This is a genomic window from Flagellimonas lutimaris, assembly GCF_051494225.1.
Lineage (GTDB): Bacteria > Bacteroidota > Bacteroidia > Flavobacteriales > Flavobacteriaceae > Flagellimonas > Flagellimonas lutimaris_A.
The window spans coordinates 104,118-129,717 of record NZ_JBNPYE010000008.1; the positions used below are offsets into that span (position 1 = coordinate 104,118).

Annotated in this window: 22 protein-coding genes; 5 read left to right on the forward strand and 17 right to left on the reverse strand. The window is 41.4% G+C overall.

The annotated features are described in order from the left end of the window. Positions 1 to 89: 89 nt before the first annotated feature. Both ACQQ5U_RS14760 and ACQQ5U_RS14765 read left to right on the forward strand, forming a co-directional pair. Complete coding sequence (locus tag ACQQ5U_RS14760; protein ID WP_437398666.1) at positions 90 to 599, forward strand: DUF1440 domain-containing protein; 510 nt, start codon at positions 90 to 92, stop codon at positions 597 to 599. Between the two features lie 636 nt (positions 600 to 1,235). Then, positions 1,236 to 1,826, forward strand: a complete 591-nt coding sequence (locus ACQQ5U_RS14765) for a Crp/Fnr family transcriptional regulator (RefSeq protein WP_437398667.1) — start codon at positions 1,236 to 1,238, stop codon at positions 1,824 to 1,826. 499 nt (positions 1,827 to 2,325) lie between these two features. Here the strand turns inward: ACQQ5U_RS14765 and ACQQ5U_RS14770 are convergent, their stop codons facing one another. The 17 genes from ACQQ5U_RS14770 to ACQQ5U_RS14850 form a co-directional block, all read right to left on the reverse strand. Next, positions 2,326 to 3,465: a type II secretion system F family protein gene (locus ACQQ5U_RS14770; protein WP_437398668.1), complete on the reverse strand. Its 1,140-nt coding sequence runs from the start codon at positions 3,463 to 3,465 to the stop codon at positions 2,326 to 2,328. Further along, a complete protein-coding gene (locus ACQQ5U_RS14775; protein ID WP_437398670.1) occupies positions 3,465 to 3,935 on the reverse strand; it encodes a hypothetical protein in 471 nt (156 codons plus the stop codon). The genes ACQQ5U_RS14770 and ACQQ5U_RS14775 overlap by 1 nt, the downstream gene beginning before the upstream one ends. After that, positions 3,913 to 4,257 (reverse strand): hypothetical protein, encoded by a 345-nt coding sequence (locus ACQQ5U_RS14780; protein WP_437398672.1) that lies wholly within the window; start codon positions 4,255 to 4,257, stop codon positions 3,913 to 3,915. Before ACQQ5U_RS14780 ends, ACQQ5U_RS14775 begins: the two co-directional genes overlap by 23 nt. After that, the gene (locus ACQQ5U_RS14785; RefSeq protein ID WP_437398673.1) at positions 4,245 to 5,507 is read right to left on the reverse strand and encodes a hypothetical protein; all 1,263 of its coding nucleotides are present in this window, start codon (positions 5,505 to 5,507) and stop codon (positions 4,245 to 4,247) included. Before ACQQ5U_RS14785 ends, ACQQ5U_RS14780 begins: the two co-directional genes overlap by 13 nt. Continuing rightward, on the reverse strand, positions 5,494 to 5,961 hold the full coding sequence (locus ACQQ5U_RS14790) for a hypothetical protein (protein ID WP_437398675.1): 468 nt from the start codon (positions 5,959 to 5,961) through the stop codon (positions 5,494 to 5,496). The genes ACQQ5U_RS14785 and ACQQ5U_RS14790 overlap by 14 nt, the downstream gene beginning before the upstream one ends. Beyond that, positions 5,958 to 6,650: a hypothetical protein gene (locus ACQQ5U_RS14795; protein ID WP_437398677.1), complete on the reverse strand. Its 693-nt coding sequence runs from the start codon at positions 6,648 to 6,650 to the stop codon at positions 5,958 to 5,960. Before ACQQ5U_RS14795 ends, ACQQ5U_RS14790 begins: the two co-directional genes overlap by 4 nt. A gap of 3 nt (positions 6,651 to 6,653) precedes the next feature. Continuing rightward, positions 6,654 to 7,382: a hypothetical protein gene (locus tag ACQQ5U_RS14800; protein WP_437398679.1), complete on the reverse strand. Its 729-nt coding sequence runs from the start codon at positions 7,380 to 7,382 to the stop codon at positions 6,654 to 6,656. Positions 7,383 to 7,587: 205 nt separating this feature from the next. Beyond that, positions 7,588 to 11,493, reverse strand: coding sequence for a SpvB/TcaC N-terminal domain-containing protein (locus tag ACQQ5U_RS14805; protein WP_437398681.1), 3,906 nt, complete (start codon positions 11,491 to 11,493; stop codon positions 7,588 to 7,590). Next, complete coding sequence (locus ACQQ5U_RS14810; protein WP_437398683.1) at positions 11,490 to 12,176, reverse strand: hypothetical protein; 687 nt, start codon at positions 12,174 to 12,176, stop codon at positions 11,490 to 11,492. Before ACQQ5U_RS14810 ends, ACQQ5U_RS14805 begins: the two co-directional genes overlap by 4 nt. Further along, positions 12,151 to 16,032, reverse strand: coding sequence for a DUF6443 domain-containing protein (locus ACQQ5U_RS14815; protein WP_437398685.1), 3,882 nt, complete (start codon positions 16,030 to 16,032; stop codon positions 12,151 to 12,153). The genes ACQQ5U_RS14810 and ACQQ5U_RS14815 overlap by 26 nt, the downstream gene beginning before the upstream one ends. 6 nt (positions 16,033 to 16,038) lie before the next feature. After that, on the reverse strand, positions 16,039 to 17,166 hold the full coding sequence (locus ACQQ5U_RS14820) for a hypothetical protein (protein ID WP_437398686.1): 1,128 nt from the start codon (positions 17,164 to 17,166) through the stop codon (positions 16,039 to 16,041). A 1-nt stretch (position 17,167) separates the two neighbouring features. Continuing rightward, positions 17,168 to 18,010: a hypothetical protein gene (locus ACQQ5U_RS14825; RefSeq protein ID WP_437398687.1), complete on the reverse strand. Its 843-nt coding sequence runs from the start codon at positions 18,008 to 18,010 to the stop codon at positions 17,168 to 17,170. 28 nt (positions 18,011 to 18,038) lie between these two features. Then, positions 18,039 to 18,914, reverse strand: coding sequence for a hypothetical protein (locus tag ACQQ5U_RS14830; protein ID WP_437398688.1), 876 nt, complete (start codon positions 18,912 to 18,914; stop codon positions 18,039 to 18,041). A gap of 1 nt (position 18,915) precedes the next feature. Next, positions 18,916 to 19,836 (reverse strand): hypothetical protein, encoded by a 921-nt coding sequence (locus tag ACQQ5U_RS14835; protein WP_437398689.1) that lies wholly within the window; start codon positions 19,834 to 19,836, stop codon positions 18,916 to 18,918. Then, positions 19,823 to 20,818: a hypothetical protein gene (locus tag ACQQ5U_RS14840; RefSeq protein ID WP_437398691.1), complete on the reverse strand. Its 996-nt coding sequence runs from the start codon at positions 20,816 to 20,818 to the stop codon at positions 19,823 to 19,825. The genes ACQQ5U_RS14835 and ACQQ5U_RS14840 overlap by 14 nt, the downstream gene beginning before the upstream one ends. Further along, a complete protein-coding gene (locus ACQQ5U_RS14845; RefSeq protein WP_437398692.1) occupies positions 20,815 to 21,735 on the reverse strand; it encodes a hypothetical protein in 921 nt (306 codons plus the stop codon). The genes ACQQ5U_RS14840 and ACQQ5U_RS14845 overlap by 4 nt, the downstream gene beginning before the upstream one ends. Then, entirely contained in the window at positions 21,732 to 22,610 is an 879-nt protein-coding gene (locus ACQQ5U_RS14850) for a hypothetical protein (protein WP_437398693.1), read from the reverse strand. The genes ACQQ5U_RS14845 and ACQQ5U_RS14850 overlap by 4 nt, the downstream gene beginning before the upstream one ends. Before the next feature lie 653 nt (positions 22,611 to 23,263). On the opposite strand from ACQQ5U_RS14850, the gene ACQQ5U_RS14855 reads away from it, so the two are divergent. Genes ACQQ5U_RS14855 through ACQQ5U_RS14865 form a run of 3 tightly spaced genes read left to right on the forward strand, consistent with a single transcriptional unit; the run spans position 23,264 to position 25,597 of the window. After that, positions 23,264 to 23,698 carry a hypothetical protein gene (locus ACQQ5U_RS14855; RefSeq protein ID WP_437398694.1) on the forward strand — a complete coding sequence of 145 codons (435 nt, stop codon included), beginning with the start codon at positions 23,264 to 23,266 and terminating at the stop codon, positions 23,696 to 23,698. An 8-nt stretch (positions 23,699 to 23,706) separates the two neighbouring features. Next, the gene (locus tag ACQQ5U_RS14860; protein ID WP_437398696.1) at positions 23,707 to 24,183 is read left to right on the forward strand and encodes a hypothetical protein; all 477 of its coding nucleotides are present in this window, start codon (positions 23,707 to 23,709) and stop codon (positions 24,181 to 24,183) included. Further along, on the forward strand, positions 24,173 to 25,597 hold the full coding sequence (locus ACQQ5U_RS14865) for a GspE/PulE family protein (RefSeq protein WP_437398697.1): 1,425 nt from the start codon (positions 24,173 to 24,175) through the stop codon (positions 25,595 to 25,597). Before ACQQ5U_RS14860 ends, ACQQ5U_RS14865 begins: the two co-directional genes overlap by 11 nt. The last annotated feature ends 3 nt before the right edge of the window (positions 25,598 to 25,600 follow it).

Here is a 25,600-nt window from a genome sequence, read left to right on the forward strand (position 1 = left end):
AAAACTTCTTTAACTCCAAACTTTGTGCTCTAATAAAAAATAAAGAAAATGAATTCAAAAATTAAATTCGACGCACCAAAAATTTAAAAATGATGAAAGAGCATACACAAAAATCGTTGTTTGATTTTACTAAATCATCGAGCGCAACAAAAACAATACTCTGGTCTGGATTAATAGCCGGAATATTAGATGCAATAGCAGGGGTTATAGTTTATTTTATCTTTTTTAAATTTAGTCCTTTTCAGGTTTTGCAATTTATTGCTACCGGAATACATGGACCTGAAGCCATGAATGGTGGAATACCTATGATCATAGCAGGAACTATATATCATTTTATTATAGCTTATGCTTGTGCTATTGTTTATTTTTTCCTTTACCCAAGACTTGCGATCTTAAGAAATAAAATAGCGGTAATGGGACTATTATTTGGTTTGGGTATTTGGTTGGTGATGAATTTATTGGTATTACCGTTATCTAACATTCCTAAAGGTCCTTTTGATATGAACCTAGCCATTATTGGTATTATTTGGCATATGACTTTAGTAGGATTACCCATTGCCATAATAACATCTAAATATTTTTCCAATAACAGGAATTAAATTAGGAAAGTGTTTGACCAAGATTTACGAATCACATGATGTAAAAAAGTGCCTTTGATTTATTCAAAAGTACTTTTTTATTTTAAGTAAAATGAGTTAAGAAATCAAATCTACATTAGTAACCAATCCATCAACATTTATAGGAATATCAATACAACTATCATCAATCTCTAGAGATCAAGACTATACCTAAAGTTAAAAGTAGTATTAAATAAGCAACTGCCTTAATCACCATAAACTTGAAAGAATAAAGGACAGGTTGCCGACAGGTGATAAGACTTGGCTTTTAGGTCTGAATTCTACATCGAATCGAAAATGGACTTCAATGGAAATCGCAAGCCATTCTGCGCAATATTCAAAAAAAGAAATATTGTGGTTCATTGATAGACAGTATCCAAAATTTTGTGAAAACAGAATTTCAGCAGGTTTAACTTTTTATGGTTGCACACGTTTTTCAAATATAGTTAAGAACTGATTATTTAAATCCAACAAACTACCGACCCAGGCAAGGATTATTATTTGCATTTGTTTATTCGAAATAGCTTATGGAATTCTCTTTGGTTTGTTCTGATTTAGTAAATTAGTTCTTGTACTAGCAAATATTCCCAGATAAACACCACAAATGCAACCTTCGAAATGAACATCTCTGCTTTTTTAGGCCATATTAAAAATGCTATTCCTTTATCCAAAAAAGAAGAGCTATTTCTAGTATCCAAAATAAAGCATAGAAAGTATTTAAAAGGCCAATACATATTACAACAAGGGGATATTTGCAATTTTTTAAACTTCATAATCTCTGGTGCAACAAGGACATTCCACATAGATCCAGAAGGCAATGAATATATTTTTCGATTTGCGATTGAAAACTGGTGGGCTACAGATTTGCCCAGCTTTACTGATCAAGTTACAGCAAACACAAATATTCAGTGTTTGGTAAATACACAAGTAATTCAAATTTCTAAAAAGGATATTGAAGAACTATATCTAAATATTCCTTCTTTAGAACATTTTTTTCGCCTCCTTTTTCAAAGAGTTTCCATTACTCTGGAAAAACGAATTATTACTAATTTGAGCTTATCCGCTAAAGAAAAGTATCTTTTGTTCAAAGAAGAATATCAGGAATTTGAACAGAGGATACCTCAGTATATGATAGCTTCCTATTTAGGAATCTCTAAGCAATATTTAAGTGAAATACGAAACCAATTGGTATCCAATCAAAAAAACTGAACTGTCCAAGATAGCAAGTATAAATAACTCTGCTAGAGCATCTGGGAGGAAGCATTTTTTAGTTGAATGTTTATTAAAAAAGAATCAATAGAAGTTAACTATCCCCCCCAGAACACTGCTCAGCCTGGACATCGGCAAATACATCGACACCAATATGGCCCCTACAAAAAAATCGATGACCACAATGATCAAAAGTTCCGGGGATATCAAATAAAAATAGGACATCTTTTCCCTTAGGTTAAATTTGGTACAAAAAAAGCCAGAAAATATTAGTTTTTTGACTTTCAATTAATTATGGTTTCCATTGTTGCCAATAAAACCATAAATGTCGGGGTGGCAGAATGCAGAAAATATAGCTATAATTCTCAAAATCAACAATTTAAATACTGTATTTTAAGATTGGTCGCCTTTTTGGTCTCTTTTTTAATATTGTAGGCTTTCTATATTCAAATATATCTTTTTCAAATTCAAACAGTACTAAATATTATCAACTAAACCTTTATCCACCCAAAACAGTACTCAACTTGAACATCGGCAGGTACATCGCCACCAAGATCACCCCCACACAGATGCCAACAACAAGAATGATCATCGGTTCCATCAACGTGCTCAAAAGTTTGGATCTCTGATCGACTTCAATGGAATACTGATGGTTGAGCCTTTCGAACATAAATTCGGTCTGGTTGGTTTCCTCGGCTACTTTGACCATGGATATCATCTTGTTGCTGAACATGGGGTTTCCCCTGAGACAGTCGCTCAGGCTTTCCCCTTGTACAATCTTATCGGAAACTGTTTTCAAGGCATCGTTCAGCGGATGGAAATCGATCATCTTGCCAGCAAGCTCGATACTGTTCAAAATGGGAACCTTGGAAGCGGACAGCAAACTGATGGCCCTTGTAAATTGGCTCAGGTAAACCGCCTTTAAAAAACTGCCGATATACGGTATACGCAATTGAAAGTAGTCCCATCTTCGTTTGAAGATCGAATTGCCCAACAACGTTCTTCGCACCGCGATAAAGCCAATTACAGCCGCGGTTATCCACCATCCGTGATCCTTGATCATATCCGAAAGGGAAACAATGAACCTTGTGATCCAGGGCAGTTCAACTTGGTTTTGTTTGAAAATATCCTGAAACATGGGGACCACCATGCGCAACATGAACACTACAACCAATATTGCCGTAACCAGAATGATGATCGGATAGGTAAGGGCATTGATTAGGTTCCTTCGTTGCTCGTTCTTTTTGGCATAGAACAATCCCAGTTCCTTGGTAATGGCCTCCAACGTTCCGGATTCTTCCCCTATTTTTATGGAATGGTACTCATAATCGGTAAATTCCTTTTTGTTCCCGACCGCTTCGGAAAAACTGAGTCCCGACAATAGATCTTCCCCTAAATCGACAAAAATTTTCCGTTGCGATTCCTTTTTTTGACCTTCCTCTATGAGTTTTAAGGCTTCTTTCAATGTAATCCCTGCTTTTAAAAGCACACTGAGTTCGGTGTAGAAATCCTCCTTTTTTTTATTGGAAAAGGAATTACCAAACCAGTTCAGTTCTCTTTCCAGAAGCGGGGTCTTATCTTCTTTGGATTTCTTGTCGTAAGAAACAGGTTTGTTTATGTCCTCTATCTTAAACCCCATCAGTACATAAAATTTGAAGCTGCATTTCGCTTGAAAACAAAGAAATCAGCATTGAACGATTCAATGGAAGTGGTAAGTTCCAAGGCATCCACTGCCCCTTCATTCACCAAATTTCCATTGAAATATAAATCTTTGATAATGAGGTCCGTATAAAATGTATCCTTCTCCCTTAGAACATATCCTTCAGCAAATTGATATGAGGTGTTCTCCAATTCACTTTCAAATTTCAGTTCTCCACGTTGTGCGACCCAGTAAATTTGTGGATGGGAATTAAAATCAATCCAAAGCGCCTGTTTCAATTGATTATTGACCGTCTTTTGTCCATACACGTCCTGAATCCCCCACATCTGTTTTTGGACCAAGTTCAATATGGCAAAAGCAAGGCCCACAACAATGACCGTCAGCAGTAGGACCACCAACATTTCACTCAAAGTGAACGCCTTGATTTTATCGCTGTTCTTTTTCGACATAAAAGAAATACTCAATGGTTCTTATTCCGGATTCCTGCTCTTTGATTGCCTCCACTCTGATTTTTCCATGTTCATCTGGATTTTGAAGGGTTATTTTCCAACCATCCCATTCCTCATAATGAGGAAGGATTATTTTTCCATTGCCCTGTAAATATTCCAATTTGTCCAAATGACTATCCAAAGCTGTATGGTTTTCGCCCATTTGGGTTGCAAACAACGAATTCATGATAAGGCTGGACAGCATGAATATGACAATGATCAATACTGTTGCCACCATGGTCTCCATTAACGTGGAAGCCTTTATTTTTTTTAATACATCCACTTTACCACTGTTTTATCAGAATTCAACAATAGGCCTCCATATTCCGCAGTCAGTTTTGTGGCATCTATGTTCCCATTGAACAGATGGTTTTGATAGATACTCCCATTCTCCATGGCAATAAAACTATCCGTAGCCACCTTGCCCAATACCGTACCTTTCAATTCCAAAGCTTTTTCGCAATACACCTCACCTTGGATTAAAGCTTTTTCGGACACCTTAATTTGCGGATAAAGAACATTATCTTCATGGGTGCCAAAATAACCCACCACTCCATTAATAATAGCACCATCTTGGATTAAAATATGTGGTATCCTCCTATTTTTGGGATTGGGTTCATCCCCCCTGTCTACAACCAACGCGGACGGATACCTCAAATAAGCTTTTTTTCCTACCTGTATTTCTTCTGTGGCCAATGCTTGCAACCTACCCGTAAATCCATCTTCCACCATAATCTTGGGAGCCACAAAAACCACATCCTGGATAGCACATCCTTTCCCAATGGTTATGGAACCGCGGGCCTTTACCACAATGTTTCCTTTCAATTCCCCTTCGGAAAACCGAAGCACATCCCCATACATAAATTGGGTTGGAGATTCAAATGAGTTGGCAGCGACCAAGTTGGGTTTAAATCGAAGTTGCTCAACGGATGAGTTGACTTTATCATCCATCATCATTTGCTTTAAATTCGTCTTGAAACCACCATCAACTTGGGGCAATGTCTTGCTACTTTCGTGGGTACTGCCATACACCGGTGTCTGAAATTGATAAAACCGCCCACTAATTCCACCTGGTCTAATGCCCTGTTTGGGCAAATAGGCCGATCCGGTAATCTTTGCACTTCCTGCAATGATCATGGGCCTATCATTATCTTTTAGATACAATGCTGGAAAATCATTTTCCAAACGGCCTCCGACCAAAGCAACTTTGGAAAACTGGATTTTCTTAAACTTGGATTCCGCCCTATATGTTTCAAAGATGCCCCAATAGGATTTTGTCATCGTGACTTCAATACCGTCATCCAGGCCCAATCCCAATGTAGTGGGCACATTGTTTTGGAGGTTTTGTCCCATAGCGTATTGAATGCCCATATCCGCCTTTTTTACTACCTCAACTACCTTGGTGGTCTTTTTGTCAAAAAGTTGGTGGATGTTATGGAGCAGCACAAAGGTCATCAACAATACGGCGATAACTGCCCCCATGAACAATACAAACTGTAACGCCCCTGCCTTGACTTTTTTACGGAGTCTCATGGGCCAAGGTTATGGTTTTTACTACCCCCTTGTAAGCAACCTTAATGTTGTTGGAAGTACCACTGATCAAAGTCACTCCATCTTGCTGATTTCCTTTTTTCATAAGGTATTGGTTACCCCCTATCGTCACAAAATAGATATGGTCCTTGGTCTGCGTGCCGGAAACCAGTCCTGTATAGGCAATGGCCGGGAATTGAACACTTTGCTTTCTTGCTTTGGGTTGTTCTTTCTTTTTTCTGGCCGTGTTCCAAGTTCCTAAAAAGGGATCTCTATAATCCGCCAAAAGACTGAACGTATCCTTTTGTACCCTATCCTTGGGGTTAAAATCCACCGGGGCCATGATCGTGACAGGTTCAGGATCGGGTGAAAAGGCACTGAACACCTTGTATCCGATAATCCCCCAAATCACCAGAACCAGGGTCAACAACACATATGTTTTGGTGTTCTTGCTCAATTGGATATGGTAAAATTAAAGGTAGAACTTGGGTCACTTTGGTTGCCAGCGGCATCAAAGGCCCTAACGTACCAATAAAAGGTACCCGCAGCCAAACTGGTTGTGTAGGTTTTGTTGGCTCCCAATGCCTTGGTGGTCAAGTTGGTCAAACTTTCATCTGAAAAAATATAGATACTGTCCCGCTCCGTGGTACCCGTTATATCCTCACGGGTCCATGAAAAACTCACCGAAGATTGGGATAGGGAGGCTCCATTGGCCGGAGCGGCCAATTGTGGTGTATTGGGCGGAATCACATCCAGTTCATCGTCCCCATCTACCTGAAAACTACTCACGGAATATCCTGTTTCGTAATCACTGTTCTGGGCCCTTACCCGCCATGCATATGTCCCGTTGAGCAATTCCTGGTCAATTCGGGTGACCACATTGCCCAAGGTATCCTCTACCACAATGCTGTCCAAGACTATTTGGACCGTATTTTCAAAATCGGGGGTGGCAATCTGCACTCGGTATGCAGTGGCCTCCTCCACTTTTTCCCAATTGAAACCGACAACATTGGTGGTCAACACACTACTGTCCATAGGAGCCAAAATAACCACAGTGGCGTTGGAAATGTCAGGTACCTCCAAGATATCCTCACAACCCCATCCCAACAAAACAAGACCACAGATCCAGAAAATTTTCTTCCTCATGTATTAAAATTTTAGATAGGCTTTGTCCCCATTCACTTTGGAAGCCTTTAAATAGGTTCCCTTGGGGCATTTTTCCCCTTCGGAGATCAAATTTTCGATAATCAAATTGTGATACCGGTCCTCTCCCCAGCAAAAACTGTTGTAATGGTAACCGAACACCTGAAGCTCCGAGAAAAAATACTGCTTTTCAAATTCACCATTGATGACTACGAGTACAATGTTCCCAAATTCATCCTTTTGGAGTTGTACCGCTTCTGCCTGGGTAAACGTGGGCATTTCGGTCTCGGGAACGGTCACATCCAACCCGGTGACCAGCTTGTAACCGTCATCCTTGGAGACATACGACCGTAGCCCATTGTTGGCTTTGTTATTGAGTAGTTGGGTGAGCCCCAACTTGTCCAACAATTGCAACCGAAGGTATTTGGGTTTGTAGGGCAATGAATCGTTGTATGCAATGCTATTGATCTTCCCTGCACGCTGCACAGTTTTGGCATAATCGGTGTATCTTACTTTGTTGAAGGGCAGTCGTTGTACCTCTACCTTGAGTACAGACCAATCAGGTGCCCCGATTTGTTCTGCAGCACTGTACCAGAGATCACCTTGGGTCTTGATGACGGTACCCAGTTCAGGGAAACTCAATAAGGCTTCCTGTTTATGCGCTTTGTAGGAACTACAGCTATTGAGTAAAAGTGGGGCCAGTAACCACATAATGGTTCGTCCGATATGTTTCATCCCATTTGATTTGAAATTAAAAATACAGAAAATACTCCTTAAAACAGTTTTAAAATCCTATGATTTTTCCAGTTACGGATAAAGATTTCTCTCTTAAAACAACCTCCTAAAAAACGGAAATCAAGTCTATGGACCGGACCCATGGACTTGACTTACATTTCCGCTTTCATATTTATCGATCCCTTACTACTCTTTTACTATATGCTTAATTGCCTCCATAGTTATATTCCTTTCGCTCTATGACCTTATTATTGGAATCTGTTGTATACTCCAATCTGCCAAAAGAATCAAATAGGAAATTGACGGCCTCCTTTCGCTCATCAAGTCGACGTACAATCCTGCCTTGATCATCAAAAAGGCTTATGTTCACCATACTCTTTGGTAATCGAGTATGTAATTTCACAAGCTCAGATTCCAAGGTGGAAGTTAAGTTCTGTAATTGGGAATAGGTAACGTCCAATTGGGCTGTTGTTGCCGCATAGGTAGCATTTGAAATTGTGGCAACTGGAAAAAGGTTACCATGGCCATAAAGAACCGTTTTATAAATGCCCTGTCCATTATTGCTTTCCAAAATATTGCCGTAAGCATCCACTTTGGTTATTTCATTGTTGAGGCGTAAATTACTGTAATCAGTTCCTGATTTGTTCTGGTAAACAAACACTTTACCATTCTCAAGTTTCCAGATGGACTGTTCAATTGCCAAATAATCACTTCCGATATTCGTCCTGGTCTCATATGGGAACGCAATCATGTTCCGATCGTTCAGAAAGGTGTAGTTTTGATAAGCATATTGGATTGAGGATGAGACGGTCTCCCCATTACTGTTTACTTTTGAGGTACTGGTCAAAAGACCCAATGAATTATAATAATAATCCGTTTCGGTGATGACCTCATCGGTTCCAAAAGTAAGTTTTTCTATAGTAGTTTCCGGTCTTATATAATAACCAAGACCAACAGTTTTGTAGTTTGAATTGATCAAGTTTTTGGTGAACATTTTCCAAACGGTTTCAGTCTCACTTAGAAGGACACCATTTTTATCCTCAACCTTGACCAAAGTAGGTAATCCTGCCATATTTACATCATCCTCCCCAACGTTGAAATACTTCTTGGTCACACCGATATTACCGGATCCCGAGCCACTGTTCTTGACCAATACTTCGCCATAAAAAACAGACCTGTCATTTGGCAGCAAACGGTCATTGTTATACGTATAAACAATTTTTCTGATATCCCCGGCACCATTGTCCATATCAATACGGGAAACCACTATATCCTTCACGACTTTATTTATTTGGCCATCAATGATCCGTTTGAACCCCGTATTTGTATTCAAGATATTATTGCTCAATATAGGCAACTCCCCCCCCATTTGTTTGGAAACTGAATTGATGGTATTAAGGATTGTGCTCTGGTCAATGTTCCCACTTGCTATCATTTGTGTCATCAACGTGTTATTGTATCTATTAACAGCCAGCAGGAAGGATCGTGTATAATTTGATGATCCTATGTTATTCAAATAATCAGGCTTATATTCGACAAAGGTTTCCCTTCCATTGGTCAGGCTCGTATTCAAAACATACGATCCATAGGTAACTCCGGACAATACCGAACCGAGGGATGAAAGTGAACCGGTATTGGATATTTGGTGTGCTTGCAATCCGACAAGCATCATATCCTCATTTGCCGAATAACTCTCCCTTAGGATTGAAGTGCCCGAAGCACCGTAGGAGCTAACGGTAGCATAGGACCATGAATGATTGTTTGGATTATACTTATACCATCTATTAATATTGGTGGTACCACTGTAAATCCCTGAAAGCATATTATTTTTTCCCGAACCCTGGCCAAAATTATTGGTCAAGGCTGTTGTTACCCAAGTTGATCCATTAAATGCTGCCATTTTTTCAAATCTTGCAGGAGATTCAGTGTTAATGTCAGGTTTGAACACGCTAAAATTATTGTTGCCCAGAGGCAGTAAAGGATAGGAGTCGTCGTAACTGCCAAAAACATTGTCCACTGCAACAATATCATATTGGGTATTCCATCTGATAACGTATTCTGGATTATTGTCCGCCATAAAACCAACCATGTTGTTGGAAGGATACAAATAACTGGGGGCGTTAGTTGCCGAAACAAAGGTATATGAATAATCAATTACGGATGACCACGATTTGGTTTGCCATTCTTTTTCAGCATCGAGATAATGGATGTAGTAATAATCCGGATGTGTAGCTCCTGTAATCATATCGGTTCCGTTCCCATTCTCATCCAACGAAATGACAAAATTATTTGAGGCCCCGTAATAATAGGTGCCTATACCTTGATTTATTGTCTTCGTGTTCCATCCGTTCCCATTCCAAACATAGGTATACAATCTACCATAAGTGGATTCATTTTCCCCCACTGCCACAAAATCCTCACCGACCATCAATGTTGGGTCCTTATAGGGAAAATCATCATTGTCATTATTGTTTGATTGTAGATTGAAATTTGTGTATTGGGTTATCTTCCATGATAGTCCATCCAAATTTTTGTGAAATAAAAACAGACTTCCTTTATCCGTATTTCTGTTGAAGGTCAATAGGGCGTAGAAGTCCTTCCCGGAGACAAATCGAAAATTATCAATGTCAACCTCGTAGGTGGGTCCGTTCTGGTCTCTTTCAACACCAATTGTTCCCGGCAGGATAAATTCACTTTTTTTCCATTTTTCGCCAATCCAAAAATGGTTCAACAATTTGAAGGTATAGTTCTGTCTGCCAGTATGTGTAAAATTACCAAGACTCATCAATTCAACAGCAAAATCATCCCCCACATAACTCCCTTGCCTGTAGTATCCAGAAGTTATGGAACCATCCACCACTGTTGTTGGATTTGTACTGTCAAAAATGGTTTTTTCCGTGTAATTATAGGTGATCGAACCCCCTGTGGGATAAATGATCTTTTTAATCCCACCTTCAAAATTACCACTGGTATGGTATTGAAATTCCTGTGGGGGCAAACCAATCCCTCCATTGTCCTTTTGTGTAATACTGATCAGATACCTATTGCGGTCACTGTTTGAACTGGCTGCTTTATATACGAGACTATAACCCATTTCATAGGTGAAGACCAACTGATCTGAAAAATCATAAACCGAAATCGCATCCAAATACTTTGTCCCCAACCGCTCCTGATATGCATCTGGCTCATTGGTTTCTTTATGGGGCTCATAGTATTCCGAAGTTGTTTTACTTCCATATGAAAAGACTATCTTTCCCCCAGTGGATGATGTAATTTGTGATAAATAGGCAGCTTCGGTATGTTTTATACTTGAGGCTGTTATCCCACCTTCTATCTTCAAATAGGTAAATGAAAGATTATTGCCCCATTGATCTTGGATTTTGGACAAGTTCCAAACAGTGGTATGCTTGGATGTGCCCGAAGTATTTTTTGAATCCCCAATCCAATTGCCCCAAGCCAACACATTTTCCCTGCTATTGTCGGTATTTCCATAGATGTAGGTGATACCCTTATCATCCGTGATTTGCCAATAATCCAAATCCGTTATGGTATAATTGCCATAGATAAAATCAGCATTTTCAATTTTGTAGCGAACTTTATATGGCGCATATTTTTCCAATTCAAAATCCATATAACTGTCACCAGTCCCAGGTATTTGAACAAGTTGTTTGTCCGTGTTTATCAAACGGGTGTTGTTGGTCCCATCTATCAAGTAAAACTCATCGTCCTCCCTGGTGCCGGTGCCCTTGTGGTCGACCACTATCCTTGGATGGTTCAAAGACCATCCCACGCCCATTGCCCCTTGGGAGCCGAACCTGTTCAAAAACTGTGCCTGTTCAAAAACGTTGTCACCGTTGTAGGCCAAAGTTACCGGATAGGAAACCGTTCTTGAGTTTATGTTGGCAATTGGCACGGAAAAATTAACCTTGCCGTTCACTTCCTTTATGGAGCTGGCAACAGCTCCTTGAAGATCTTCTTGGCCGATTGAGAATGGTGAGATTTCTGGGGTTTGGACATCCTCCTTTTGAACGCTCTGCCCAAACAGCCAGCTGTTCGTTAAAAAGGCAAACAGTATGAGCACCCTTTTTATGTTTTTACTATCATTTTTCATAATAACATTTTGAAATTTTGAAGTTTTGAAAAATTCTTATTTCTCTTATTCGTTTCGATTTTATTCCTTACATCCTGAACGGATATTTTTTTCAATGCATTGAACCAAGTTTCAAAAGGTCCAAACCCAAGCTCAAACACCTCTAAATCCCATCCTTCCTTTTCTTGCAAAATTTGACCCAATATTCTTTCTTGAAAATCTATATCATCCAGATAAACAGCCAATTTCAACTTGTATGTCAAAACTTTGGCATGAAAACTGTGTCTTTCCTTTTTAGGATCTTCAATGTTGGTCCAAAAATCAAAACAGTCCAAAAACTCACCAACAGAAACATCCCTGCCGAAGGAGATTTTTTTTTCCTTGTCAACAATTTTGGCAACCCTGGACCATTCGTCAGCATGATTTTCATTTTTCACACTCAATTGTCTGACACCAATGGAGTACCCAAAGTCCTCGAACATAAACCCTTGTCTTGAAAAAGAACCAATATTTTGCTTTAAGTCCTCCCAGAGACCAATAATTACCAAACTTGGACGATAGGAATTCAGACTACCAATTTCCGACAACCGTATTCCCACAATAAACGGCCCAAGAATTTGATAAAAATTGTTTGTACCTGTTTTTTTTAGGTCAACAAAATAATTTTCCCAATCCTTACTAAAACTTGATGTAAATCCCCCCATTTTTATCAATTAACTTAATCTGATATGTAGGGAAGTTAAACCTATACTTTTGAAATTGATAGGTGCCCATATTAATATTTTGATGTTTGCTGAACTTGAAGTCATAAATGACATTATTTTGGGTATCCCTGACATCCAGCCTTCCTCCATTGAACCTACCATTGGGACTAAAGCTGTTTTCCAACAACAATCCCCTTGCACCCGCATCGTGGAGTTCCAAAAACTGTTTGGCCGCCGAATGTTTTAAAGTGCCTTCCAATCTAGGTGTCAGATCATTTCGTGTACTATTGAAAGTTTGTTCAGAAAATCGAGCTGCTTCCTGCACCAATTGTTCATTTGTAAGATTATCGTAACTCATCAGGGATTCCTCTTGAAGTCCCTGTTTGAGTTTTTGGGTGGCATAATGTTTATTTTGGTAATAGGTGCCCGTTGTACCAATGGCACTAATGGCCACCGACCTAGCAAGACTTTCAAAGCTGATGCTTTGTTCAAAAGAGGTTTTTAGATCGCCAGTCTGTGCCAGTCCAACAGTGGTTTCAATGAAAATCCCGGAAGCCACATTTGAAACGGCATCCGCAGCATACTTAGAAAACAGGGAATTGGCCCCACCAAAGAGTTGGGTCGTATGGGAAGAAATAAAGGGAGAAATCTTGGAACCGATGCCTGCCGTTACGGTACCTATTATACCATCTGCAATTAGCTGTTCCGGAGCGATTTGTCCCGTTTTATTATATTGAGTGTAGGCACTGTTCCCTAAAGCAAGTACCGCTCCTCCTGCAACCGGCGTACCATAAATCGTGGCTAGGCCCGCACCGGCACCAATCCCAAAATAGGCAGCCCCATCACCAAAATCCTCAATGTTGTTCCAATTGGCGACAACATTCACCACACCACCGACAACTGCCGCAATGATATCATCGACCAGTGCCCATTCACCATTGGGATCGATCATCAGGACCGGGTTGTTGCCAAAGGCCAAATAAGGGCTTCCGAATTGGTTTTGGGGATCGCTTGCCATCCATCGCCCCAATGCCGGGTCATACATTCGAGATCCAAAATCGTTCCAGTTCAACCCATCCTCATCCTGATACTCCTTGCCTTGGAAGGTATATTTATAGACAGCTGCCAGACCATCCACATATGCACCACTGTGGACTCCTCCAAAGGGATAATAATTGCGGTTACTTGCCACTTCAGAACCCTCAATGGTGCCATTTCCATTACTATCCGAATAGCTCAACCGGGTATTCCCCAAGTGGTCCGTATAGAGATACATGTATTTATAGGTACTCCCAGATTTGTACACATATCCACCGGGGGTGGGGAAAAACTGTAAGTTTCCATCAGTATATTGGAACCCGCCCAAATAATCCACCGTACTTAAGGTGGTGGAACCATTTTTGTATTTTCTCTGCAGTTTGGTGCCACTGGCATCGTATTGAAATTCTAGACTCTTATTGCCGGGCAGTGATACTGTTTTTACCAAATCCAAATGGTTATAGGTAATTTGACCAATGCTTTTGTTGAGATCTTTGGTCATATTTCCATTCGGGTCATAAGCATAGTCATTTCCGCTGGTGTTGCCATCGATAAATCCAGCAGATATTCCCGAATCTGATACGGATAGCAACTGGTTGCCATTGGAAGCACCATAATCGTAGGTCAATTGATCGATGACCGAACCTGTTCCATTTCTTCTTGACAAGGTCGATAGATTGCCATGTGTATCATAGGTATATTGGGTATTAAAATAGGATCCCGTATTACCGTTTAAACTGGCATTGTATTGGTACTTGCCTTCGGACAATCGGTTAAGGTCGTCATACAGATAGGCATAACTCCTTTTGGTATTGTCATGGGCAGATTGCCAAATGGTCTGAGAAATACTCCCGTCATACCTTGCTGGGGCAGCAGAGTTGCCTTCGGCCGCCGAATTGTAATTTATCTTGTACGCAAATAGCTTGTCACCCATGGCGCCCACATCGTTGAGCATCTTCAGCTGCCCTTTAATATTGTACTCATAAACAATTTCTTGTAACGGAGAACTTGCTGCAGAGCTTCCACCAACCTTTTGATTAACTAGCATTCCCAGATCATCATAAACGTTTTCGGAAATCCTTTCCTCGGTTTGGCCATTGATTTGCTGAAAATGCCCCAACTGGCGTTCGGCATAATCATATGTAAAGCGATCATTGATGGTCAATTCGGTGGAACCGTTGGTGCGTTTGTGTTTGGTTACGGCCAAATCGGTCTTGCCCCTAAAATCCACTTGACTGTCAGTAATGGTATACCCTCCCAAATGATTTTTGTTATATATCCGGATCTCTCGCCCCTTTTCATCATAATAGGTGTATAGTTTGCTCCAACTTGATTGTCCTATGGTCTTAGAGAAATTTGCTGTTTGCAATCCTTGGGTTCTTGTCGTCACGGTCTGTCCTTGCACCGTGGTGGGGGTGGTCGGTCTATCGGTATCAGTAAAACTGTAATTGTCATAATAGTTGACCGAAAGTACTTCCAATATGCCGCTTATTGGAAAAGCATCATTGGTATAGTTCATGGCAATTCCACCAACCATTGTTGTACCGGTGGTCCTTTCTTCAATATTGGACCCATTACCTGTATTGCCATTTATGTAATTGTCGACATCGGACTGTAACTGGGCCCTTGTTTTCGTTGATGAATAAATACCGGAATAGATGGGTCTACCAAATGCATCATACTTGGTGAACAACCATTGGTTGTTGTTGCCCAAATTGGCATCCTGCGTCAAAATGGGTCGATCCAATCTATCGTAGACCAAATATTGCCAATCCCTACCTGGTACCCTTTGTGCAATTTGCCTGTTGAAATCGTCGTATTGGTACTGATAGACCAGATCGTCATTGATAGTGTACAGATTGGACCCCAACGGTTTTCCAAGACCCTCCAATGCCTTTGGAGGAAGAATAAAACGCAATCTCCCTTGGGAATCGTAAACATTTTGTGTAATCCGTTTTGTGACTGTTCCTGAAACATCTTCATATATGACCCTGGCTATGATCTTTCCACTTTTATCGGAATAGGTCTCAACCGTATTCAATAGGCCATCTGCGGGTTGCCAGTTCTCATTTTTTACCACGTTACGCAATAGTTCTTTTGCCGGGTAAAGGTATCTCGTGACGACAGGTGTACTTCCGGAGTCATCAATTAAAAATTTAAAAACCCCGGAATTGGCTGCGTTTGTGCCATATTCCCTTTTTACGGTATGATCGCTGTCACTACCTGTAATGATCCTCCAATCGTAGCCAGGTGAGGATGCCTCCAGCATTCGGTTCAACGGAGAATCGTCAAAAATTGTCAGACTGTAACCATAACTGTCCCCATATTGGTTTTGATAGTAACTGGTTTGTGCCGTTGATGGGTTTGATACCAGTTCCCCGTTCTTTTGGGTGGTAGGGTACGGCAGGTATTTTTTTGCTTCCCTTCCATATTGGTCATATTCCATAAAGCTGACAATATCAAAACCGGCAGGGCTCTGTTCCCTTGCAATGTCTTGTAAGCGCCTACCCAGTCCATCCATATAGGTGATGCGTTCCAAAATTTCCGGATGGGAATCCACAATCCGAATATGAACTGTCCCGGTTGCATGAAAACCATTTGAAAGGGTTATACTTTTCTTTGCCTCATAAGTTCCGGAGCTAATTGCCGTATTCATTGTAAAGCTCGGCTCTGTATTGGCATCCCCTACCAAATTAGTAAGCTCAGAGACACTATAGGCTGATTTAGGCTCATAGCTTTTGGTGAAATTTTCAGTGTATGTCTGACCACTAACCTTTACACAGGCCAACAACACAAATAGCACAATTAATTTTTTCATAACATATTAAGGGTTTAACGTTGTGGTTACTATTTTCTCCAGGATTTTTATCCTTTTTTCCAAATTATTATTCTCTTTTACCTGCTCATCCAACAGCTTCTGCTGCTGCAGGATATACAAGGTCAACTCCTCTATCTTCTCCAAAAGCAATTTGTTCATCTCCCCAAGTTCCACCCCTTTATTTTCCACCTCTGCTGCTGAGGGAATATTGATGAGGCGCCCATTTTCATTAATATGTTTTTCTACTTCATTCAAAGTGGGTAGCGTATAGTTCCCCTTAAAAACATAATCTGGCCAACCTGTCAGATCCACTTTCACTTCTTTGGCATGCACCACACCATTGACCGCCAATTTGGAATCAGGGGAAGGGGTACCGATTCCCACATTACCATTGGCCAACAACGTCATAACTTCTTTATCACTGGCCGTACCATTCCAATAGTTGTAGTAAAACCTGAACCGATCATTGACATCATCTCCCCATATTATTTCAGAATAGGAATTTGCATCTACACTCCTCAGGGTCACATTATCACTGCCATCAGAGCTTCGAATACCACCCTCCACATCAAATTTTGCCAATGCTGATGTCTTTCCTACGGCTACCCTGCCATTAGAATCTATTACCAAATCGGCCTCGCGATTGTTCACCCTGAAAAGCATCTTGTCGTTTGTATGATCATATTGGATTCCCCCTACAAAATCGTCATCCGAATCCGCAAAAGCATAATAGGCACTTTTGGTATTGTTGGTCATCAATGAGATCATCACATGATCGTCATCCTCCACGGAAAAATCTGAAAAGCTGTGAGGCACATGGTTGGATGCACCTTTGTACAGATGAAGTTTGGACAAGGGATTGTTGGTCCCTATCCCAATATTGCCCTGTGTTGTCAGGCTTAAAATATCCGACCAAGTGGTACTGTTGTGTCTACCTTGGAATTTTAACAACGTGAACCCCCCGGGATCCGCATTCACGATCCGATGTCCAAAACCGTTGCCAAAGTTGGACGAGGTCCATGTGATGGCTTTACCGGACAATGGATTGGCATTGAGGTTGTCAAAGGTTGTGGTTTGTGCCAAGGCCAGGTTGGAGGTAAGCGCAAGGATTAAGCAATGTAATAGTTTTTTCATTTTATGGTTGGTTTTGATTCAAGGCCACGATAACTTTTTTCATGGCTGCCATTTCTTTTTTCAGTTCATCAATTTTTTGGTTATTTGCTTTCAGGGATTTAATCTCCTTGTCCTGTGCCAGGATATAGAGGGTCAACTCCTCAATCTTTTCCAAGAGCAGCTTGTTCATTTCACCCAATTGAATACCATTTGCCTCCACTTCCTTTGCAGAAGGCATATTGCTCAGGTGACCCTTTTCCTTAATGTGTCTTTCTACTTCATCCAAGGTTGGCAAGTCATGGTTATCGGTGAAGACATAATCAGGCCAACCGGTTAAATCCACCTTCACCTCTTTGGCATGGACCATGCCATTGACCGCTAGTCTGGAATCTGGTGAAGAGGTACCTATACCAACATCGCCATTGTTGACAATGGTGACAAGTATACTAGCACCGACATAGCCACCTTGAGAAATGGTAAGCCTATTATCTAGGGTATGTGAAATATGGAAATGGGAGTTTCCATTATTTGGGATAAAGCTTATTGACGGAGTATCATTAGAGTTAAACCTTACCTTATTATTGTTTGAGCTTGTTATATCCAACCCTTCAAAAGTTGGGGTCAACCATTTCATATTGTTGGTATCAAAAATGGCTCCCCATCCATCATCTCCACTATAAACACTCAGTCCACCACCATCCGTGCTGAATTCAGAATGATCTGGATAAAAATTCATATCGTAGTATATTAAACCATCGGTGGCCGAAAAATTCGCCTTTTCCGAATTTGCAAAATCAATGGATTGGGTTTCTTGGGCAATCAGTGTTAATGGGAATATCAGGAACAATACAAGTGATCTATTCATGTGAGTTGTTTTATTTGTTATTTCAATTTTAATTTCCAATTACTGCTCTAAGTTTCTCCAATTCATTTTTTTGCTTTTCCAATTGATCGCGTAACTGCAATATGTAAAGCATTTGTTCCTCTATCTTCTCCAACAATAGTTTGTTCATCTCCCCCAATGCAACCCCATTTTCTTCCACTTCCTTTGCAGAAGGTATATTGATAAGGTGACCTTTTTCTTGAATGTGCTTTTCCACTTCTTCCAACGTGGGCAGGGAATAATTTTCTTCAAAAACATAGTCTGGCCAACCCGTAAGATCTACCTTGACCTCTTTAGCGTGAATGTTTCCGTTAACGGCCAATTTATAGGCCCCTGGATCAGAAGTACCAATACCGATACTTTCATTTACCGATAATTTTTGGAACGTCTGTTTGGAATATTGTCTATCTCCTCCCATACTGCTCGACACTTGGGTGTAAGTGGCAGGTGGATCCTCAAAGGTCCAGTATTCTGTACCACACGTCTGGGCATAATCAAAATTTGCGAATCGGGAATAGTTGCTCTGCCAGAACCACAGGTAATGCCATCCCTGTGCATCGGTATACACTCGCCACTCGATCCTGCTCAGATCGCCGACCGATCTGTTTGCCGCATCCCCAAATTCTTGTAACAGGGGTTTCACCCCACCCCTGCTACCAAATGAAAAGATGGCATAGTACTGTTCATGGCCTGTTTGACCATAATCCGTTTGGACATTGACACTCCCTGAAAAAGTTGAACACTCGCCACCATTGATCGGGTTCGCATTTTGGATCCGGGCCACTTTCACCCATCGACCGGTTCCCGTGAAACCTAATAACTTCTCGGTGGCAAATAATCCATTGCTTAGCAATAACCCCACAATAAGCAATACTGTTTTTTTCATATCAGTTGTTTTTAACCAATTCGTTGATGATTCTTCTAAGCTCACTCACCTCTTTTTCAAGCATTGTCATTCGTTTTAGTTTTCCCTCCTGTTGAAGGGTATATAGGGTAAGCTCCTCAATCTTTTCCAAAAGCAGTTTGTTCATCTGGCCCAGTTCTACACCATTGGCTTCCACCTCCTCCGCTGTGGGGATATTGATCAGATAGCCCTTTTCCCTAATGTGTCTTTCCACCTCCTCCAAAGTGGGCAGGTCATAATCTTTCTCGAACACATAATCGGCCCAGCCAGTCTCCACTTTGATTTCCTCGGCCCTAATCTTTCCCTTTACGGCCAGCTTCCATGCACCCGCATTCTTGGTCCCTATTCCAACATTACCATTGGATGTGTTTATGGAAAGGGCATCCCAACTGTTTATATTGGTGTATCGCGTCCCAATTCCAAATATGTTTCCTCCAAAGTCCCCTTCGGAAAAGCCAATGTTCACTCCTACTTGCCCTCCATCCTGTCTCAATTGAATCAATGGGTTGTCCGACTCGTTGTTGTTGTCCGTATCGGCTTCCAACCTTAAAATGGCATCACCTGAGGTTCCCGTTGAAACATGCAATCTACCCATGGGCGATGCTGTACCAATACCGGTATCCCCATTGGGTTTGAACACCATCTGGTGGATACCATTGAATGCAAATCCGATTCCATTGGTCTTGTTCAGGTTGATACCATAATGCGAATTGTCCAAGGTGCCAATGGTCGGGTCGGTGGGAATAAAGGTATTGGGTATCCGTATCTCATTGCTGATGCGCAAAACAGGCCCGACTATCTCATCCGTTGTACTCACTTCATTGCTAATGGTGGTTGTATCCCATTGTGCATGTGTGGCGTAGCTGATTGCCAAGACCATCATCATCACTTTAATTTTTTTCATTCCCAGAATGGTTTAATAACAAGTTCATTTTTTCTTCCAATAGATCAATTCTTCTATTTGAAGCTTCCAAATCTTCGATTTGCCGTTGTTGTTCCAAAATGTATAGAGTAAGCTCCTCTACCTTTTCAAGTAACAGCCTATTCATTTCCCCTAATTCAACCCCATTTGCTTCCACCTCTTCCGCTGTGGGGATGTTGATCAGGTGACCTTTTTCCCTGATATGTCTTTCGACCTCATCCAAAGTGGGCAGGTCATAATCTTTCTCGAACACATAATCGGCCCAGCCTGTCTCCACTTTGATTTCCTCGGCCCTGATCTTGCCCTTCACCGCCAACCTCCATGAACCTGGTGATGATGTGCCTATCCCTATATTTCCTGTCCCAGTATCCATGACAAAAGCATCCCATCTATTGCCCCCTTGAGTGGAATTCCATGGTGCGATACCAAACTTGTTCTCTCCAAAATTCTCTGAAAAACCTAGGTCAATCCCGATAATGTCACCATCCTGTCTTAATTGAATGATTGGATTATCGGATTCATTGTTGTTATCCGTGTCCGCTTCCAGTCTAAATACGGCATCTCCGGACGTTCCACTGGTGACATGGAGCATGCCTAACGGGAAATTTGTACCGACACCTACAAAGCCATTGTTTTTAATTATCATTTTATCCTCAGCCAGACCAGAAGAAAAAATGGTTCGAAACCGGACAACATCCGACCCCATTGAACCTATGTGCAATGTGTGGGAGCCATATATCTCGTTGGTATCCATGATCAAATGTTGTCCACTCCCATCAAAGAGCGTGAAATAACTATTGGGTGGGTTCCAATAGCCACCAATGGTACCCGTGCTATTCACCTGAAGTTTAGCTTGGGGCGAAAGCGTCCCGACACCAACATTCCCATCATTGGGAAAAGAATTGGTCTGTGCCACTGATTTTATAGCAAGACAACAGACCAGAAAAGAGATTATAAGTTTCATTCCAGTAGTTTTATTATTAGTGCTTTGAGCTCTTCTATCTGCCTTTTTTGGGACTTCAGTTCCGCCTGTAGCTCTTCCATTTCTTTTAATCTTTGTTCCTGTTGGAGTGTGTACAGCGTCAACTCCTCGATCTTCTCCAACAATTTCATGTTCATCTCACCTAAGTGAATTCCGTTCTCTTCCATTTCTTGGGCCGAGGGAATATTGGGCAAGTGCCCATGTTCCTCAATATATTTTTTGACCTCAGCAAGGGATTTTAAATCATAGTCCTCTTTAAAAACATAATCCGGTCCTGGTACGGAAAGGTCCACCTTCACCTCCTCGGCATGGATGTCCCCCTTTACCGTAAGTTTGGCATCCGGTGATGCAGTACCTATACCTACCTTTCCATTGCTTTGCACCTTCATTCTAAGATTCCCATTGCCATCTTCCAATCTCAGGATGGTTGGGTTATTTGATGATTGAGATCCACCATAGCCACTTTGAACCAATAATCCTTGTCCGTCGCCATCACCATTATAGATTTTTGCTGTCCATGAATTGTTGGTGGACTTGTTGACCTCGAAAAATGCAGAGGCCGATGATGTACCAAATCCATAATTACCGTTGATGTCCTGAACCACAATATTTCTCCATCCTACCCATACATCATTTGTGGGGTCCCATTGCCTTAACTTTAATTCCCCATATGGATAATGGGTGACCAACAACTCGTAGTTACGATGTTCCGCACCCAGCACGGTCAACTTTGTACCATAGGGATAGGACCAATTTAAGGTGCCATTGTTGCTGCCCGGGCCCATTTGGTAATAGACCCCAGACGGTTGATTATTTACAACTTCATTTTCCGAAAATTGATATTGGGCCGTAAGTGTAAAAGACAAACAAACAGTTATGACAAAAAATATTCTTCTCATTTATTATTTGCTTTGATTAATTGGTTTTTAAGTTTTTTGTTTTCCGTTTTGAGCAAATCCTGCTCCTGTTTAATTTCCAAGACATACAAAGTGAGCTCCTCTATCTTTTCCAACAATTTCATGTTCATCTCTCCCAACCGGATTCCGTTTTCTTTCATTTCCTGGGCCGAGGGAATATTGGGCAAGTGACCATGTTCTTGTATATACTTTTTGATTTCAACCAATGATTTTAGGTCATAGCCCTCCTTAAAGACATAATCCGGTCCTGGTACGGAAAGGTCCACCTTCACCTCCTCGGCATGGATGTTCCCCTTTACCGTAAGTTTGGCATCCGGTGTTATGGTTCCGATGCCAACTTTGTCTATAAAATGACTCATGTTACCTACTTTGGGAACATCGGCATAAACATTAGGGTCTGCGACCAAAGTGGCATTTGTAGGGATACTGATCAACAATGGGGCCTCTTTGGTTACAGCCAATCGGACGGACATATGCCCATAATTGCCGTTGGAATATCCATACAGTTCATAGGTGGTAGTATTTACTTTTTTATAGGCTAGGTAATCACCAATCTGGGTGCCGGAAATCTCATAGTGCCACTTTCCATTGGAAGTACTACCCTCCCTTATATAAAGATGTGCCTTGGCCGTGTAGCCCAACTCACTTGTCTTGATATAATTTATGGTAGCTTCAACAACGATTGAATTATAACTTCCATAGCCGTTCAGATCAAAGGTTGCCAATTTGTACCAGCCAACAGAGGAACTTCCCAAACTGAACTTCGCCTCATAATGATCGACCTGCTGGCCCGATACAATTGTTAAATGGAAGAAAAAAAGAAATGTGGCCGAAAACCGACACAACCAATACCTCACTGTACAACTTTTACATGATTCCATAACCTACCGTTAATTTTCAAAAACCAAATATTGGATACACTCCACGACAATACCATGTCGAATGGAATCCCTGTATTTAGTGCTAACAACCGGTACTTATCAATGCTCATATAAACCCATGGAAAGAAGAAAATATCAAATGACCCTGACATCATTCCCTACACATCCAGAAATTGATCGGAAGGTTTGCCCTGTACGCCCACTCTTAAATAATACGAAATGAACATCGCACAGGCACTTTCATGGAAATCAACTTTTAACATAGCAGAAACAATAAATATTACTTTGTTAAAAGATGACAACTAATGGTTTTTCTGAAGGAATTTTTCAATTGAGATTTTAAAGTTAATGGTTATCTGACAGAAAAATAATAATTTTTTATGTAGGTTTTTTATTTAATTTTAAAAAAGTAATTCACATTTTCGAATACTATCATAAAAGAAGGTTTCAACTAACTGATTACTAATATGTTAATTTTTTAAGAATTTTCTTTATTATTAACACTAATTTAATCCAAGTATCGTACGAGGAATGAAACTCAAAACATATCGGAATACATTTATACAATTCGTAGGATATAATTTGTATTTTTCTGAAAAACTCCCTTTCTTCATCTTGAAAACAACACTATGCACCACACTGACCATAATTTCAAAGCGACATTTTTGAAGCAAAAAGTCGCTGCCATCAACCTACAGGAAACCCTTATTGTATTGGCCATCATAGGCATTTTGCTCCTGCTTGCCCTTCCCAACCTCATGCCCCTGATTGCCAAGGCCAAAAGTGTGGAAGCACAAGTACAGCTCAAGGCACTGTACAATGCGCAGACCACCCACAGGTATATGTACAGCAAGTACACGAGCATCATGGAGGAGCTGGATTTCGAGGCACCCAGAACAGTGAAGGAAAATGGGACCGCGAACTATGTGTACCAGATCATTAGCGCGGATAACGCTTCCTTTACGGCAAGGGCGGAGGCCATCACCGATTTTGATGGTGATGGGATTTTTAATGTGTGGGAAATCGATGAAAACGGGAACCCCAAACAAATCATAAAAGATTGATCTTTTTATTGAAACTTTTTTTAATGGCCAATCTGGGCTTCATCGCTTTTCAGGATGTAAAGGAAAGACAAGTGCTTTGGCTGTTCTTTCCTATGCTGGCCATACTATTTACCCTATTGCATTATATCCAACTGGACAGCGGATTAATACTCCTATGGGAAATTGCGACCAATTGGTTGTTGGTGACCTGCGTCATCCTTGTTTTGTATACCTATACCAAACTGATCGCCAAAATTCCCTTTTTGGGACACAGTATGGGATTGGGCGATATCCTATTCTTCTATGCCTTTGGAACAGGTTTCGGCACTACGGTTTTTGTGGTGCTGTTGGCGACCTCCATTTTGTTCTCGCTGCTTTCTTTTTTGGTATTGAAACACAAGATGCAATCGCAGACCGTTCCCTTGGCCGGATTCATGGGGCTCTTTTTGATCGCAGTCTTGGGATTCAGTGAAATTTTCAAAGCAACATTGCTCTATGGCTATTGATATCCAGGACAAATATAACATTCCCAAAACGCTGGCGCAGCGCATTACAGCGGAGCAGGCTTTCTTTTATCGGATTGTTCCCAAAGAGGAACAGGAAGGAAAGGTAACCTTTTGGACTGACCACCAACAGATCGGTGGCCTGCTGTCCGAATTGCAGGTCGTCCTTGGATTTCCCGTGGCCCTTGAGCCCATTTCCAGTGAAGTCTTGCAGGACCATCTTACGGCCAACTATAGACAGACGAGGTCCGAATCAAGTGTCGAGTTCCATTATACCCCAGATTTTTTGGAAAAGATCATTTTGGATGCCAAGGCCATAGGTAGCAGTGATATCCATTTTGAACCCTATGAGACGCATTGCAGGATCCGCTTTCGATTGGATGGCAAACTCTTGGAACAATATACCATCCCTATCGAGGAATATCCCGCCATCATCAATAAGATCAAGATACGTGCCGGTCTGGACATCGCGGAAAAACGATTGCCCCAAGATGGCCGAATCACCCTGAAAATGGCTCAAGGCAATGAATTTGACATTCGGGTATCCACCTTGCCCACCCTGTTTGGTGAGAAAATAGTGCTGCGGATCCTGAACAAGGACTCCAAATCCATCACTTTGGAAGATCTGGGGTTCAATGCCCAGGAATTGGAACGCTATAAGGAAGGTGTGAAAAACCCCAACGGCATCATTTTGATATCGGGGCCGACCGGCTCGGGAAAGACCACTACCCTTTATGCCACCCTAAGGCTCTTGAACGATTCCAAAACCAATATCCTGACCATAGAGGACCCAATAGAATATACCCTTGAAGGGGTCAATCAGGTCCAATTGAAGGAAAATATCGGTCTAGATTTTTCCAGTGCCCTTCGTACGTTCCTAAGACAGGACCCGGATATCATCATGGTCGGGGAGATCCGCGATGTAAAAACGGCAAACATGGCTATTCGGGCGGCATTGACCGGACATTTGGTGCTTTCCACCATTCACACCAATTCGGCCTGGGCCACCATTTCCCGATTGATCGATATGGGCATTCCCCCTTTTTTGATCGCCAGCACACTTAACATCAGTGTGGCCCAGCGCTTGGTCCGAAAACTGTGTGGAACCTGTAAGGCCAAGGTTGTACTTACACCGGACGTTTTGCCAAAAAATACCAACCTTGCCCATGGGCTGACCCATCATTATGTGCCCAGTGGTTGTCAAAGCTGTCACCACACCGGGTACCGGGGCAGAAAGGCCCTTTATGAAATCATCCCGATCACCAAGGAATTGGTACCCCATATCAAGGAGAATAGCTTGGATGTGGATGATTATTTGAAAGCCAACAACATCCAAACACTGCGGGACAATGCCCTAAGCCTGGTCAAGGAAGGCATCACCTCCATAGAGGAAGTCTATCCTCTACTAACCCAATAATCA

Bases quoted from the DNA above. Each gene is read 5' to 3' on its own strand.
- ACQQ5U_RS14760 (WP_437398666.1), top strand. From the start codon at position 90: ATGATGAAAGAGCATACACAAAAATCGTTGTTTGATTTTACTAAATCA.
- ACQQ5U_RS14765 (WP_437398667.1), top strand. From the start codon at position 1,236: ATGAACATCTCTGCTTTTTTAGGCCATATTAAAAATGCTATTCCTTTA.
- ACQQ5U_RS14770 (WP_437398668.1), bottom strand. From the start codon at position 3,465: ATGGGGTTTAAGATAGAGGACATAAACAAACCTGTTTCTTACGACAAG.
- ACQQ5U_RS14775 (WP_437398670.1), bottom strand. From the start codon at position 3,935: ATGTCGAAAAAGAACAGCGATAAAATCAAGGCGTTCACTTTGAGTGAA.
- ACQQ5U_RS14785 (WP_437398673.1), bottom strand. From the start codon at position 5,507: ATGAGACTCCGTAAAAAAGTCAAGGCAGGGGCGTTACAGTTTGTATTG.
- ACQQ5U_RS14795 (WP_437398677.1), bottom strand. From the start codon at position 6,650: ATGAGGAAGAAAATTTTCTGGATCTGTGGTCTTGTTTTGTTGGGATGG.
- ACQQ5U_RS14800 (WP_437398679.1), bottom strand. From the start codon at position 7,382: ATGAAACATATCGGACGAACCATTATGTGGTTACTGGCCCCACTTTTA.
- ACQQ5U_RS14805 (WP_437398681.1), bottom strand. From the start codon at position 11,493: ATGAAAAATGATAGTAAAAACATAAAAAGGGTGCTCATACTGTTTGCC.
- ACQQ5U_RS14810 (WP_437398683.1), bottom strand. From the start codon at position 12,176: ATGGGGGGATTTACATCAAGTTTTAGTAAGGATTGGGAAAATTATTTT.
- ACQQ5U_RS14815 (WP_437398685.1), bottom strand. From the start codon at position 16,032: ATGAAAAAATTAATTGTGCTATTTGTGTTGTTGGCCTGTGTAAAGGTT.
- ACQQ5U_RS14820 (WP_437398686.1), bottom strand. From the start codon at position 17,166: ATGAAAAAACTATTACATTGCTTAATCCTTGCGCTTACCTCCAACCTG.
- ACQQ5U_RS14825 (WP_437398687.1), bottom strand. From the start codon at position 18,010: ATGAATAGATCACTTGTATTGTTCCTGATATTCCCATTAACACTGATT.
- ACQQ5U_RS14830 (WP_437398688.1), bottom strand. From the start codon at position 18,914: ATGAAAAAAACAGTATTGCTTATTGTGGGGTTATTGCTAAGCAATGGA.
- ACQQ5U_RS14835 (WP_437398689.1), bottom strand. From the start codon at position 19,836: ATGAAAAAAATTAAAGTGATGATGATGGTCTTGGCAATCAGCTACGCC.
- ACQQ5U_RS14840 (WP_437398691.1), bottom strand. From the start codon at position 20,818: ATGAAACTTATAATCTCTTTTCTGGTCTGTTGTCTTGCTATAAAATCA.
- ACQQ5U_RS14845 (WP_437398692.1), bottom strand. From the start codon at position 21,735: ATGAGAAGAATATTTTTTGTCATAACTGTTTGTTTGTCTTTTACACTT.
- ACQQ5U_RS14855 (WP_437398694.1), top strand. From the start codon at position 23,264: ATGCACCACACTGACCATAATTTCAAAGCGACATTTTTGAAGCAAAAA.
- ACQQ5U_RS14865 (WP_437398697.1), top strand. From the start codon at position 24,173: ATGGCTATTGATATCCAGGACAAATATAACATTCCCAAAACGCTGGCG.